The sequence below is a fragment of the Bacillus sp. HMA207 genome (assembly GCF_003402455.1).
Taxonomy (GTDB): Bacteria; Bacillota; Bacilli; order Bacillales; family Bacillaceae_G; genus Bacillus_A; species Bacillus_A cereus.
On the sequence record NZ_BEZT01000001.1, the window covers coordinates 2,189,624 to 2,201,339 of the forward strand.

An 11,716-nucleotide genomic window follows, 5' to 3' on the forward strand; every position below is an offset into this window, starting at 1 on the left:
TTATTTTTAAATTACTTTTGTCTTATTGCTCCACGTCTTCGTTCATAGCAAGGTCTATGCATCCCCATTAAATCTTCAATATCACGAGTGCTTAATTTCTCTTTTTGTTTTTTCTTGTTTTTCTTCTTTCCTTGCTTGGATTTCTTTTTCCATTCAAGTAATTGATCCTTTAACACCTTCATTTCCCCATCTCCCTTTTCAAAATAAAAAGGACACCTATTCGTAAAACAGCCTTAATTGCTGCTTTAATGAATTGGTGTCCTCTAGTTTTCTAGCCGGACTATATTTATTTCATGATACTTGTCTGTATAAACAGATTCCTCCAAGCTTTATCTATTCTATCTTTCTCATATTTTTGTATAACCTTTGTACGACGAGCAATTGCTTTTTTTAGTTTCTTTTTCTTTAAATTATTCAACCCTCTCACTCCTTCTTGTAAAACAGTTTTGTCCATTTTGGGGCGTTTTCATTACTTTAATACCTTATTACATTCAAAAAACTGCTCAAATGGAAGTTTTACCTATATAATTTCAAAAGGATTATTTTGTTTAAATTTATACTACATCTTATAAACACATACGAATTATACTTTTTTACTAGTATACAAGCCGTATCTTTTAAAAGAATCACAACATAGAATACAATACAGGACAAGACTTTCAAAAAACTTGTCTAAGTTTATTCTCAAAAAGGGGTGAACATAAATGCCTATCGTTAAGCCTTTTATAGCTGGAAGACGATTTGTAAGTACAGCAGCTACAGGGACTGTCGCTGGAGCGGATTTAACTTTTGCTAACACAGACTTCACCGATGATACTGGTGCTGTAACAACCTTCCCTGCTTCTTATGCTTTTTTAACGCTTTATATTAATGGTGTTATTCAAACAGGTGATACTATTACTGGTGTGACTACTACAGCTGCTACTATTGTAGGAGGTGCCGTACTAGATGGAGGTACTCCTATCGCAATTGAATTTACAATAACGTAAATTTAGTTGTCTTTTTAGGGGTTTCATTAAAAGAAACCCCTAATTTTAAAAAACTGATATTAATTTTAGTAGCAACTACATAACACAGTGCATATACTAGTTTTGAATGATAGGAATTTATACTCACTCTCGAAAAGAGCACCTATAGATAGTGCTCTTTTTTAGCTTCCTCTTTTCTACAAAATAAAATTTTTATATACATAAATACCGGACTAAATGCCTAAAATAATTAAAAATTTAGGCGGTATTCAATGAAAACAGTACTCACAACCCTTAAATATTTATTAATTACACTTGGAATTTCTTGCTTAATTATTTTAGGTTACATATGGTATTTTCCACATTAATTTAAAATGCCTAACGTTCTTTCTGGTGCGTAATACCCAAACATAACGCCCCATGCATCTTTTTCAATACCAAGCCTGATTTTCAGCATTCTTTTTCTCCATTCCGATCCCAATTACAACATTACCTAACATATCCGCTAAATTATGAGCTTCTTCCATGTTTGATGTATGGAACCTAATTACTCTACCGTCAGGAAAATTCATTGAAGCTCCTCGAGATTTTTCTGATCCGAACGTGCTGCAATAAACTCCAGTTTTACGCCACAAACACTTATTTTTGTCTATGTGACATGCACTACCCATTTCTTTTTTCCTCCCCTGAATAAAACTCAATATTCCGTTAATACTGTAGACAACCCATTAAGTTACTTTCTCCTTGTTCCCCCTTGGAGGACCGAGCAGTTAGCTTTTGCTAGCTGCTCTTTGTATTTTAAATTTTATTTTCACCCCTACTACGGAATTTTCATATGTTATTGTGTAGTCGCATCTTTTCGGTTGTGAGCTCATTCATTTTATTTCTTAAAAACCTTCATGAAATATCATGTACTAAACACTCTGAGGAATAGCGCTGTTCGAAGGCGCTCTTTTTTTCATCCTAATAATCTTCACAATTCTGTACATACTACTGATAAGCTGCTTTCTTAACAGTGTTTGCAGCCCGGAACCTTTTTTAGGAATGGAGCAGTTAGCTTTTGCTAGCTGCTCTTTTTTTCGTATAGGTACCCATTTACTCTAAAATGAATAAACTATCTTGAACCTTATTTTTCAGTCATTTACTGTTTCATGACTTACAAACATAACCCCAATACATGGAATGCTTTTTAAGCGAGCACTCTGGAACAAGTGCTCGTTTTACTTTGGCATTTTTCTACAAAATGAAATTTTTATACAAAATACACATAACTCAATCTACATAATTTCATACGATATATTGCATCATTTCTTTTTAGAGTGGATAGTCGTTACAGAAGGGCACTTTACAAAGTGCTCTTACATTTACATACCAAATAGCGTTTTTGTTTAAATCCACTTTTTTAACTGTGGCTTTACTAACACTTTTGTGCTAGAATCCACTAGGATATTATTTTGAAATTATTTTTGGAGGCTTTATGAATAATCAAAACAACAATGAAACAAACAACATCAATAGAGTATTGGCAATTTTTCTAATAGTATCACCACTATTAATGCCTATCGTACTACCTACAGCCATAATTGTAGGAATGAAACAATGGATGCCTGATGACGTTGAATACCCAAGTATAATGTCACTATTGACTTTATGTATTGGATTTTTCATAGTTGGAATCATCTTCTCTTTCTTATTACGCGTATTTAAACTATCTGAAGAAAAGCTAAAAGAATTAGGTTTCTTAGGATTTACAATTTCAATTGTTAGTACATTCCTGTCAATGTATGTCGGATATTTTTGGCTAGCAAAACTTAATTTCACAGCAGTGCAATTATCACCACATGCTGTATTAACCTTTGCAATTTTATCTACAATTCTTTTAGAAGTAATATTTAAGCTGATTGATAAATTTGATACACCTGATACAAAAGAAACAATTGAATAGATATTAAAATGATTATCTTAGAGTACATATCAACATGTGCTCTTTTTTCTTTTTAATCAAATAACGATTTTATTAAGTTTTTTATACAAATTGTACATCCTTTATTACTGCCCATTTCCTCTTATTCTGCATTCCTATAAATAGACAACAGCATAGGATAAACAGGAAATGATAAAATCATGAGAGGAGCTTGGATATGCAATATAATCCACGTTATTATCAATGTCAAAGCTCAATGGATAACATCTGGAATAACAATAATTGGATTTACGGTTGGAATCCTTATTATTACAGTTACAACAATAATGCTTGGGACCACAACCGGAATCCTTGTTGTGAAAATGTTAGATTAACAGATTATGGAGCTAGACCATTTGTATTGAATATTAACCAAGCCACTAAACAAAACAATACTTATCGCACCGCTATCTGGACAGGAAAAAACTTACAAGTAACTTTAATGAGTATTAATGTTGGAGATGACATAGGTTTAGAAGTACACCCTACAACTGATCAATTCATACGTATTGAAGAGGGCCAAGGACTCGTTCAAATGGGTGATAACAAAGATAAATTAGATTTTCAAGAAATGGTCTATGATGACTATGCAATTATGATACCTGCTGGAAAATGGCATAATGTAATCAATATGGGGAATAAACCACTTAAAATTTACTCTATATATGCACCTCCAGAGCATCCCTATGGTACAGTTCATGAAACAAAAGCGATTGCCATGTCTACTGAAGCAAATCGGTATTACTAATGAGAAATTATCTTAGTCTTAAACAAAATTATTGCTTAAATACTTCAAAGCCATAAAAAATTTAAAATAACTCTTAGTCAGAGAGCCCCTTAAAAACCGCTCTTTAATTTTTAAATAAAGATTTTATCTAAATCCATTCACTAATCTCATACTTTGACATACAATAATAGTGCCTTTCTATATAATGTGAGTTCGTCACTGTCGTTATAATGAGGTATAAGGAGCGCTCACGATTAGCGCTCTTTTTATTTAAATAAAGATTTTATTTTTAATTACACCTATCTAAAAAACATACATACAATATATTGGGTATTCTTTTTCAACATTAGTTCTAGTCAGAGAGCACTTTTAAAAGTGCTCTTTTAATTTATTTGGATGGATTATGTTTTACATATAATAAACATAAAATGCAAAGAGCAGACAAGACATATTTTTTAATTAAATAAGGATTTTGTTTAAATTTCATTAACCTTATTGATTCCTTTGCATACAGTATTATCACAAGGAATTCCACAGGTGGCTCTGGTCCAGTTACCTTGAATTTCTTGCACACCTTGTGGGAAGAATCCGTTTATAACAAACGGGTTCTTTTATTTTTGCTCATACAATAAGAATTTTGTTAAAAAACTGCACATTTATTCAGAACATGCATAAAATATAATGTGGTATTCTTTTTCAATATTTTTTATCCGAGAGCGCCTTGAATGGCGCTCTTTAATTTTCAAATAATTACGAGAGCGGATTTTATTATGTTGTACAAGCACTACTTCGCTTTATTAAATAGACTATATAGACATCTAAAAGAAGGGAGCTTTAAATTCATATGGCTGATTACTTTTATAAAGATGGTAAAAAGTATTATAAAAACCAATCGCATACGGACCACCAAAAAAATAACTGTTTTGTTGAGACTCATACAATTAGTGGTTCAGGAGAAAATTTAAATGGAAATATACCTATATCTATTGACCTCCTAAATACCACTCCACAAACAGTATTTGAAGATTTCACCAACAATCACAATAAAACATTAATTCAGTTATTCGTTGTCGGTATGAGTGCACCCGTTCAAGTAACTATTCTAACAAGAAGATCTAGCATACCAATTACTACTACATTACAACCCGTTCAAACAAAAATATTTCAAGTTGAAGATTTTCAAAGTCTTACTCTTACAAAGCAAGAAGGTCCTGCTAGTGCAGTTAGTTTATTTGTTCAAAAAACATTTTGTATCTGCTGTAACAATAATAACGATTCATGTGATGAATATTACCACGAGTGCAACTAATAGATTAAATCACCGTAAGAACTCTTTATATAAAGGGTTCTTTTCCTTTCACTCCCCTCATTTCCCCGTTTTTTATTAAAATAACTATTTTGTTATATTCCTTGCACTTTTAAATGAGACAAGCATATGTTGTAATATAGTGTTTCATCACTTATATACACTTCCTTTTTTCAAGAGTACATATTCGATATGTACTCTTTTTGCATCACTATAAAATAACGCTTTTATAAAGTAATTGATAGCCCTGCAAGCCTTTTATCATATATATAGAATTTTCTCCATACCGTATACAAAGATGAGATTTCTAGAATATGCTGGGAGGTAACATATGACTAACTCAAATATTTACGACTTCATCATGAAATACGCCCGAGGACCCCATTTTCATCAAGAATTCCCAATAATATTATTTTGGAGTCAAAAAAGCGGATGTACATCACTTGCTCATTGGTTTTTTTATCAAATCAACTTGTTTAAGGAAGCCATTAAATATAACCCATTCATCCATAATTATGAATTCGACATTTACAAAAATTCAGTTTACTACTTTACTGGACTTGCTAATGCATTATCCGCAAATGAAAAACCGACATATAAACTTGTAAGAAACCCCTATAAAAGAGCAGTAAGTTCATTTCTCTCACTAATCGCTCCACCAAATATTGAACATCCCGAATGGCAACCAATTAGACATTTTTTATATCATGATAAAAACTGCAATAAAAAAATCTCCTTTAAACTTTTTTTATATTACTTAAAAGCACATATGAATAATTTAGATGATGTGAACCCCCACTATGTGCAACAATATGTCCAAGATGAAGAAAAGTTTGTTACAAACTATATTCACCTTGAAAATTTCTCCTCTGAAATCTCAAATTTAGAGAATATATATGACTTAAAAAAGTCCCCATTAGATATATTAACTAAGTCATGGCATCATCAAAGTGGGATCACCATTTTTAAAGGTAACTATGCAGATGCTGATATTACTGACCCTCTATTCCCACGACTCCCAACATATGAAAGTTTTTATGACTCCGAAACTATTCAATTAGTTGAAGATATTTTCAAAAAGGATTTCACTGTATACAAATACTCCTTAACCCCCCTCTAAAATATAGGCATTTTTATAATCATAGGTTCATATTTATTACAGAGAAACTTAAGCCACCTACTTAAGTTTCCTCATAATACTTCTGCAAATTGAATGTGGGCGCTATTTTATAGTGCCTTTTTTTCTATGTTATTTTTAACAAAGGCTTTTAAGGATAAGCATCATAATATATTAGAGCAAGATGTATTTTATCCTTGTCTAAAAGGAGGGGTTTTCATTAGTGCAACTTTAATTTCCCATTTCTATAATGAAGAGTATCTGCTCCCTTGGTGGTTAATGCACCACACAAAATTATTTGATCACGGCATTCTTATTAATCGTGGGTCTACTGATCGTTCAGTTGAAATATGCAAATTATTTGCACCTAATTGGGAAATCCGCGATTCAAAAGTATTAGAATTTGATGCCATATTAGTTGATCAAGAAGTAATGAACATAGAGAAAGAAATTACGGGATGGAAAATGGTGTTAAATACCACTGAATTTCTTTGCTGTGTTGATAAGCATGCCTTTTTCTCATCTCTTGCTACTTTAGGGAAAAACATGTACGCAATTAGGACTATTCTAATGGTAGATGATCCTACTCACGGTTATACCAATCCGAGATACGGAATTCCCCTTGTCAAACAACGTTATCATGGGAAAATACTCACCCCTAATCCACCTGCCCCATACTATGGCGGTAGATTAGTCCACAATTATTTTCATGGTAGTTATTGGGCAGGACGACATTGGTCACCGCATCCATTTATGATTTACATGTATCCCGCTTTCGTTTTAAAATTCTTTTACAGCCCCTGGAATACAGCTATGAAAAATAGAAAATTACAAATTGGTCCTACTCTTTCAAAACATAGCATCCAGCATGGATTAGGTACTTATCACCTGGTAACACTAGATACATTAGAAAAAAATTATATACACTTTACAAACTCAACTACTGACCTGCGATTAAACCAGGAATATCAGGTTTTATTTCCTGATTTATGTTTTCCTAACCATTAATACATCAAAAAATATTTTAAAACTTTTTATATAAACAAAAGTCCCCTTGTATTTATAAATTATCATTTTACTAGAATTTTCAAATTTTACACCAATTAATTGACTGACATTGAATTTTTTGGGATTATATGATAATATTTATATATAAAATCATTACCCTTATAAAAAGAGCTATGAGCCTTTCCACTCATGGCTCTTTTTTATTACAATTTTCATTTCATATCTACACGATTTTGACTAGCTTCTCGGCTAAATCCGTCTGGGTATCTTGTTGCCAATTTAGATATATTCATTTGAGCAATATCTTCTAGGGTATATCCCATTTCATGAGACATGATTGAAATGTAGTACAAGATGTCCCCTAGCTCTAAAGCGATTTTATGTGTATTTCCTTCTTCTTCTCCTGGACAATGAGCTGGATCAAATCCATGACCATGAAAAATTGCTTTTTTTACAACATCAGCAACCTCACCAGCTTCTCCCGTAAGCCCTAATGCTGCATTTAAAACACGTCCACCAAAATCGTTATTTGTATTCCATGTACGTAATGCCGCTTCTTGATATTGATCTAATTCACAAATTTGATTGATATTCATTACAACTTGTACTTCCATTGATTCACTAACTAATTTAGTTGTTTCATATACACCGTTTTCCATAGTGTTCATTTTATTTTCCCCTTCCTATTTAACAAATCCCTAATCCTATCGGACGATTTTCAATTAAATACTTATCAGCCTGATCTATTACAAGGAGTGCAACTTCCGCTTGATGCCTTCTTAACGTTTTTGCCATCTTTGGCAAGCTCATGCCCTGACTCCACATTTCACGAAAACGAATTACATCTCTTTCATCCCAAATGAAGTTAGCTTCTTCTAAAGCGATGTATACCTTTAACCGTGATTCCTTCATCACTTCATGGTTTCTCGCTACACTCATAAGCGAACCTACTTTCTAGTAAAAAATTATTTTATCTTTTCAGTAAACTTAGTATCTACACGATCAACTTTACCGTTTACCCAAACCGCAACTTGCTCACCGAATCCACTCATTGGCGGATTTACTGCTGTTACATTTCCGTCCTTCACTATTAAAAGTTTGTTGCTACTAACATCGATTTCTATTTTTTTCATATGTCCCTCTCCTTTTTACTACCGCATGTACTCGACAACATCAGGTTTAAAACCACTTCCTAAATAAACCCGTACCGGAATTATTTCTTTTTTATCCCTTGCTGCCTTACACAATTCTTCAGCTGTATCCCAATTGAAAAACTTATCTACAGCTCTTTGAAATCTCCATATTGCCATTACATACTGTTCAAAAATATCATAGCGATCATCTTGTTTAGTTGTGCGTGGTAATTCATCCGTACACTTTGCATTCGTTGGAACCTGGACGCGTACATCAGCATATGTAGTGCGTCCTGTACCTCTTTTCACATTTGCCTTCATTACATCGAACTCACAAATTGCTGGCTCTACATCGAAAATGTTTAGTTGCTTAGGCATATGCCATCCCACTCTTCTGAATAAGATCCAGTAATTCAATTGCCCCTTCCTTGCTTAAAAACATTCGGCCACCTAGCAACTCTATGTTGGTTTCAGAAACTTCACCCGTTACAAAGCATGACTTTTCATATTTTCTTAGAACAATGTTTTCCCCATCGACATGAAAATCTAGTGCCGTACCTTCGACAATCCCTAAAGTTCTGCGTAACTCTACTGGAATTACTACACGACCTAGCTCGTCCACTTTTCTTGCAACGCCTGTGTTTTTCATACCTTACTCTCCTTTAGTATTTTTATATTTATTTAGAATCTCATCCAAACGTTTCTTATTATCTTTAAGATCATCACTTTGAGTTTGGTGTGGCTGCTGTATTGGCTCTTGTTCTTCTTGTTTACGTAACCAATCTGGTACAACTTCCGTTCGTTTGGAATAACCTTTACCAGTACGTTTGTTGTTTTTCTTACTCATTTCAAATCGAGTATCTAAAGCAGCAACATCATTTAATGTTTTTACTTTTTCCTTTTCCCAACTACTTAAAATACTGCGAATATATCTCCACTTTGGCACATTTTCATCAATTGCTTTATTAACAGCGTGAATAACTAATTCATTACCGAATCTATCGCAAAACTCACCTAATTCTTGAATTGCAATTTCACTTAACGGAATCCCCTTTTCAAGTAAAAAGTTGTAACTAGTTTTAAATTCTTGATCAATTAATTTCTGAGATGAAGTAGCATCATCATCATTTATCTTTGTAGTAATATTTGTAGTAATCTCTGTATTTGTCTTACGTTCTAGTGTAAGAGACTCTTCCGTTTTATCGTAGGAGGGTATTGCTTTAGAATGTAAGACACTCTTGCTTTCTAAAGTAATAGGACTATTACTTTTCATTGTAGGAGGGTTAGCATTTCCCCAATACATAATAGATATTTTCTGAATCATTTCAGGTACAGGTTCAACATACATAACGTTATTACACCTAGTTCCGTTAACAAGAATCGTCCTAAATTCAATTTTTATAAGTCCACGTTCTTTCAGAAAGTCACATGCTTCTTTTACTTGTCTTTTTGTAAATCCAAATGAATCTGCTAATTGTTGATAACTCTTTTGAAGCGTGTCTGCCTTAAACTTTTGTTTATATTGAACTTGACTAGATTCTTCACTTCTTACTTCAGTAGGTTTATACCAATAAACAATTTCTCCTAAGACAGTAATTGCAACAATATTAGGTTTACCATTACCTAATGTAAGTGTTTTAAACCATCCATGATCTATAACATTTCCACGAAAATTTATTTGCCCTATTTGTAATACCTTGTTGTTCATAGCTTTCACTCCTTTCAATAAAACCAATGTGCTATTTTCCTACTTTCCGTGGTATACTTATAACAACTTGTTTTTTGAAAAGGACCCACTGCCATGGGTCTTTTTACTTTGCTTCACATCACTCCAAGCCCATTGTTTTATTGGCTCATAAGTTATGTAAAATAAAAATGAACCACATGCAATTAATATCGCTAATATAGCTAATGATGTTGTATCTTCCACTAAATCACCTCCTTTTGTGCTTCAAGCCAGGCTTCTAAATCCTTTTGTAAAAAAAGTAGTTTACGCCCTTCTCTTATTACTGGAAACTTAGGATGATTTGCTAATTCATACATTCTACAAACCGCTATGTTTAAGAAAGCTGCTGCTTCCTTCACTCGCATTACCTTGTTTGGTTGTGATTGTTGTTGGAATGACGCTAAAGCTGCTTGAATTTCTTCGCGAACAACTTCGCGGATTGACTCTTTAATGATTTGATCTAATCCCATTTTGTTTTGCTCCTTTCTTATTTACTTAACTAACCTTAACTTAACTTTAAGTTAAGTTAAGGACAAAAAATTTTAATTGCATCTAGCTTCACTTTAAAAAACTCAGCAATTTTCACAATTAAATCATAATAAGGTCGACGCTTCCCGTTTTCTATATACCAATAATAAACTTCAGTAATACCCACGGCTTCAGCTACTTCCCTACATGTATACCCCTGCTCTACACGTAGCTGCTTTAGAGTTTTCATAAACAACTCCTCTCTTCCGTTTTTGTTGTTAATTACATAATAACTTAACCTAAGGTTAAGTTCAAGTGTTTCCCAAATCTTTTTCCAAAAAAATTACCTTTCCACTTAACTGATAGTTAATATATAATGACAGTGTGACACCATAATAGTAATTAAGAAACAATAATTTCATATAAAATAAACTTGGGGTGTTTTTTATTATGTTTAGTCATAAGAGGTTGAAATCATTAATTGAAAAGAAGAGCATTACCCAACAACAGTTAGCTGATGCAATTGGTGTTAGTCACGTTTCTGTTTATAATTATGTCGAGGGGAAAAAAGCACCCGGTACACGTACACTTCAGAAGATAGCAAATTATTTAAAAGTAACAACGGATTATTTGTTAGATTTATCTGATTCACCAGATTTAACAGCCGGCGAGGATATACAGTTAACAAAAGAAGCACACGAAATTCTTCAAATCATTAATGACTTACCTGAAGAACAACGAAAAAAAGCATTAGAACAATTAGAGATGTTTGTGAACTACGAGAAATCTAAAGGAAATATGTAGTGTAAAAAGACTATCCAAAAGTTAGATAGTCTTTTTTACATAATTTTTTCTTTTTTTGGTTCACTCAAACAGATAGAAAATAATTTCTCTTTCGGATTATCCTCTTCTTTTAAAAGTAATAAAGCTCGTTTAATTAGATTAACTTCCCCTTCTTTGCTCTTCATCTTCTACGATCTCCCTCTTTGTATTTTTGTATTTTTTTACAAAAATTTCTTTTTTCTTCTTTTAGCAAAAAAAGAAATTTCTCCTAAAACTACAAATGACACCGTCAATTAAGACGATGCCATTTGTAATATATATAAACCTTTATTATGTATTTTACCAACCGCCACCAGGGTCAACCATCATGTGTTGGACTGTAGGTTTTAAATCATTTGTACTAGGTTTTTCTTTAATAGAATCAGTGTTAATGAATAATGTAGCAGCTATTAATAGTGCAGGAAGGATTGTAATTATTTTTTTCATTATTTCACCTCTTTCCAAAGACAATTATACC

21 protein-coding genes are annotated in these 11,716 nt (G+C 32.7%); 7 read left to right on the plus strand and 14 right to left on the minus strand.

Annotated features, from left to right (window positions below):
• Positions 1-11: 11 nt before the first annotated feature.
• Complete coding sequence (locus HMAS_RS27650; RefSeq protein ID WP_033695145.1) at positions 12-182, minus strand: hypothetical protein; 171 nt, start codon at positions 180-182, stop codon at positions 12-14.
• Positions 183-286: 104 nt separating this feature from the next.
• On the minus strand, positions 287-418 hold the full coding sequence (locus HMAS_RS11485; protein WP_116344833.1) for a DUF3983 domain-containing protein: 132 nt from the start codon (positions 416-418) through the stop codon (positions 287-289).
• A gap of 286 nt (positions 419-704) precedes the next feature.
• Here HMAS_RS11485 and HMAS_RS11490 point away from each other — a divergent pair, with 286 nt between their 5' ends.
• Complete coding sequence (locus tag HMAS_RS11490; RefSeq protein WP_001123250.1) at positions 705-989, plus strand: DUF4183 domain-containing protein; 285 nt, start codon at positions 705-707, stop codon at positions 987-989.
• 410 nt (positions 990-1,399) lie between these two features.
• Here the strand turns inward: HMAS_RS11490 and HMAS_RS11495 are convergent, their stop codons facing one another.
• Positions 1,400-1,639 (minus strand): hypothetical protein, encoded by a 240-nt coding sequence (locus HMAS_RS11495; protein ID WP_046392733.1) that lies wholly within the window; start codon positions 1,637-1,639, stop codon positions 1,400-1,402.
• Between the two features lie 806 nt (positions 1,640-2,445).
• Here HMAS_RS11495 and HMAS_RS11500 point away from each other — a divergent pair.
• From HMAS_RS11500 to HMAS_RS11525, 5 genes are all read left to right on the plus strand, one after another.
• The gene (locus HMAS_RS11500; protein ID WP_046392732.1) at positions 2,446-2,913 is read left to right on the plus strand and encodes a hypothetical protein; all 468 of its coding nucleotides are present in this window, start codon (positions 2,446-2,448) and stop codon (positions 2,911-2,913) included.
• A 196-nt stretch (positions 2,914-3,109) separates the two neighbouring features.
• Positions 3,110-3,679 (plus strand): cupin domain-containing protein, encoded by a 570-nt coding sequence (locus HMAS_RS11505; protein ID WP_046392731.1) that lies wholly within the window; start codon positions 3,110-3,112, stop codon positions 3,677-3,679.
• 823 nt (positions 3,680-4,502) lie between these two features.
• On the plus strand, positions 4,503-4,967 hold the full coding sequence (locus HMAS_RS11515) for a hypothetical protein (protein ID WP_046392730.1): 465 nt from the start codon (positions 4,503-4,505) through the stop codon (positions 4,965-4,967).
• A 328-nt stretch (positions 4,968-5,295) separates the two neighbouring features.
• A complete protein-coding gene (locus HMAS_RS11520) occupies positions 5,296-6,084 on the plus strand; it encodes a sulfotransferase family 2 domain-containing protein (RefSeq protein ID WP_116344834.1) in 789 nt (262 codons plus the stop codon).
• 276 nt (positions 6,085-6,360) lie between these two features.
• Entirely contained in the window at positions 6,361-7,089 is a 729-nt protein-coding gene (locus HMAS_RS11525; RefSeq protein WP_033666571.1) for a hypothetical protein, read from the plus strand.
• A 212-nt stretch (positions 7,090-7,301) separates the two neighbouring features.
• Here HMAS_RS11525 and HMAS_RS11530 read toward each other — a convergent pair whose 3' ends face one another.
• From HMAS_RS11530 to HMAS_RS11565, 9 genes are read right to left on the minus strand one after another with little or no spacing between them, the layout of a single operon-like run.
• Entirely contained in the window at positions 7,302-7,757 is a 456-nt protein-coding gene (locus HMAS_RS11530) for a nucleoside triphosphate pyrophosphohydrolase family protein (protein WP_001094973.1), read from the minus strand.
• A gap of 19 nt (positions 7,758-7,776) precedes the next feature.
• Positions 7,777-8,028 carry a hypothetical protein gene (locus HMAS_RS11535; RefSeq protein WP_000109499.1) on the minus strand — a complete coding sequence of 84 codons (252 nt, stop codon included), beginning with the start codon at positions 8,026-8,028 and terminating at the stop codon, positions 7,777-7,779.
• A gap of 26 nt (positions 8,029-8,054) precedes the next feature.
• A complete protein-coding gene (locus HMAS_RS11540; protein ID WP_000717826.1) occupies positions 8,055-8,222 on the minus strand; it encodes a DUF3954 domain-containing protein in 168 nt (55 codons plus the stop codon).
• A gap of 18 nt (positions 8,223-8,240) precedes the next feature.
• Positions 8,241-8,600 carry a hypothetical protein gene (locus HMAS_RS11545; RefSeq protein ID WP_001125968.1) on the minus strand — a complete coding sequence of 120 codons (360 nt, stop codon included), beginning with the start codon at positions 8,598-8,600 and terminating at the stop codon, positions 8,241-8,243.
• On the minus strand, positions 8,593-8,871 hold the full coding sequence (locus HMAS_RS11550; RefSeq protein WP_063547383.1) for an AbrB/MazE/SpoVT family DNA-binding domain-containing protein: 279 nt from the start codon (positions 8,869-8,871) through the stop codon (positions 8,593-8,595). Before HMAS_RS11550 ends, HMAS_RS11545 begins: the two co-directional genes overlap by 8 nt.
• Before the next feature lie 3 nt (positions 8,872-8,874).
• Positions 8,875-9,930: a DnaD domain-containing protein gene (locus HMAS_RS11555; protein WP_116344835.1), complete on the minus strand. Its 1,056-nt coding sequence runs from the start codon at positions 9,928-9,930 to the stop codon at positions 8,875-8,877.
• A 57-nt stretch (positions 9,931-9,987) separates the two neighbouring features.
• A complete protein-coding gene (locus HMAS_RS27655; RefSeq protein WP_000390285.1) occupies positions 9,988-10,152 on the minus strand; it encodes a hypothetical protein in 165 nt (54 codons plus the stop codon).
• Positions 10,152-10,418: a helix-turn-helix domain-containing protein gene (locus HMAS_RS11560; RefSeq protein ID WP_000522028.1), complete on the minus strand. Its 267-nt coding sequence runs from the start codon at positions 10,416-10,418 to the stop codon at positions 10,152-10,154. Before HMAS_RS11560 ends, HMAS_RS27655 begins: the two co-directional genes overlap by 1 nt.
• A gap of 56 nt (positions 10,419-10,474) precedes the next feature.
• A complete protein-coding gene (locus HMAS_RS11565; RefSeq protein WP_000854271.1) occupies positions 10,475-10,666 on the minus strand; it encodes a helix-turn-helix domain-containing protein in 192 nt (63 codons plus the stop codon).
• A 200-nt stretch (positions 10,667-10,866) separates the two neighbouring features.
• Here HMAS_RS11565 and HMAS_RS11570 point away from each other — a divergent pair, with 200 nt between their 5' ends.
• Complete coding sequence (locus HMAS_RS11570; RefSeq protein WP_000491272.1) at positions 10,867-11,220, plus strand: helix-turn-helix domain-containing protein; 354 nt, start codon at positions 10,867-10,869, stop codon at positions 11,218-11,220.
• A 35-nt stretch (positions 11,221-11,255) separates the two neighbouring features.
• Here the strand turns inward: HMAS_RS11570 and HMAS_RS28230 are convergent, their stop codons facing one another.
• Both HMAS_RS28230 and HMAS_RS11575 read right to left on the minus strand, forming a co-directional pair.
• Positions 11,256-11,384 (minus strand): hypothetical protein, encoded by a 129-nt coding sequence (locus HMAS_RS28230; RefSeq protein ID WP_255913732.1) that lies wholly within the window; start codon positions 11,382-11,384, stop codon positions 11,256-11,258.
• 154 nt (positions 11,385-11,538) lie between these two features.
• Positions 11,539-11,685, minus strand: a complete 147-nt coding sequence (locus tag HMAS_RS11575) for a hypothetical protein (protein WP_000720927.1) — start codon at positions 11,683-11,685, stop codon at positions 11,539-11,541.
• Between the last annotated feature and the right edge of the window lie 31 nt (positions 11,686-11,716).

What these genes read in the sequence shown, in the direction of transcription:
- HMAS_RS27650 (WP_033695145.1), bottom strand. Translation starts at nt 182, where the DNA reads ATGAAGGTGTTAAAGGATCAATTACTTGAATGGAAAAAGAAATCCAAG.
- HMAS_RS11490 (WP_001123250.1), top strand. Translation starts at nt 705, where the DNA reads ATGCCTATCGTTAAGCCTTTTATAGCTGGAAGACGATTTGTAAGTACA.
- HMAS_RS11495 (WP_046392733.1), bottom strand. Translation starts at nt 1,639, where the DNA reads ATGGGTAGTGCATGTCACATAGACAAAAATAAGTGTTTGTGGCGTAAA.
- HMAS_RS11500 (WP_046392732.1), top strand. Translation starts at nt 2,446, where the DNA reads ATGAATAATCAAAACAACAATGAAACAAACAACATCAATAGAGTATTG.
- HMAS_RS11505 (WP_046392731.1), top strand. Translation starts at nt 3,110, where the DNA reads ATGCAATATAATCCACGTTATTATCAATGTCAAAGCTCAATGGATAAC.
- HMAS_RS11515 (WP_046392730.1), top strand. Translation starts at nt 4,503, where the DNA reads ATGGCTGATTACTTTTATAAAGATGGTAAAAAGTATTATAAAAACCAA.
- HMAS_RS11520 (WP_116344834.1), top strand. Translation starts at nt 5,296, where the DNA reads ATGACTAACTCAAATATTTACGACTTCATCATGAAATACGCCCGAGGA.
- HMAS_RS11525 (WP_033666571.1), top strand. Translation starts at nt 6,361, where the DNA reads ATGCACCACACAAAATTATTTGATCACGGCATTCTTATTAATCGTGGG.
- HMAS_RS11530 (WP_001094973.1), bottom strand. Translation starts at nt 7,757, where the DNA reads ATGAACACTATGGAAAACGGTGTATATGAAACAACTAAATTAGTTAGT.
- HMAS_RS11535 (WP_000109499.1), bottom strand. Translation starts at nt 8,028, where the DNA reads ATGAGTGTAGCGAGAAACCATGAAGTGATGAAGGAATCACGGTTAAAG.
- HMAS_RS11540 (WP_000717826.1), bottom strand. Translation starts at nt 8,222, where the DNA reads ATGAAAAAAATAGAAATCGATGTTAGTAGCAACAAACTTTTAATAGTG.
- HMAS_RS11545 (WP_001125968.1), bottom strand. Translation starts at nt 8,600, where the DNA reads ATGCCTAAGCAACTAAACATTTTCGATGTAGAGCCAGCAATTTGTGAG.
- HMAS_RS11550 (WP_063547383.1), bottom strand. Translation starts at nt 8,871, where the DNA reads ATGAAAAACACAGGCGTTGCAAGAAAAGTGGACGAGCTAGGTCGTGTA.
- HMAS_RS11555 (WP_116344835.1), bottom strand. Translation starts at nt 9,930, where the DNA reads ATGAACAACAAGGTATTACAAATAGGGCAAATAAATTTTCGTGGAAAT.
- HMAS_RS11560 (WP_000522028.1), bottom strand. Translation starts at nt 10,418, where the DNA reads ATGGGATTAGATCAAATCATTAAAGAGTCAATCCGCGAAGTTGTTCGC.
- HMAS_RS11565 (WP_000854271.1), bottom strand. Translation starts at nt 10,666, where the DNA reads ATGAAAACTCTAAAGCAGCTACGTGTAGAGCAGGGGTATACATGTAGG.
- HMAS_RS11570 (WP_000491272.1), top strand. Translation starts at nt 10,867, where the DNA reads ATGTTTAGTCATAAGAGGTTGAAATCATTAATTGAAAAGAAGAGCATT.
- HMAS_RS28230 (WP_255913732.1), bottom strand. Translation starts at nt 11,384, where the DNA reads ATGAAGAGCAAAGAAGGGGAAGTTAATCTAATTAAACGAGCTTTATTA.
- HMAS_RS11575 (WP_000720927.1), bottom strand. Translation starts at nt 11,685, where the DNA reads ATGAAAAAAATAATTACAATCCTTCCTGCACTATTAATAGCTGCTACA.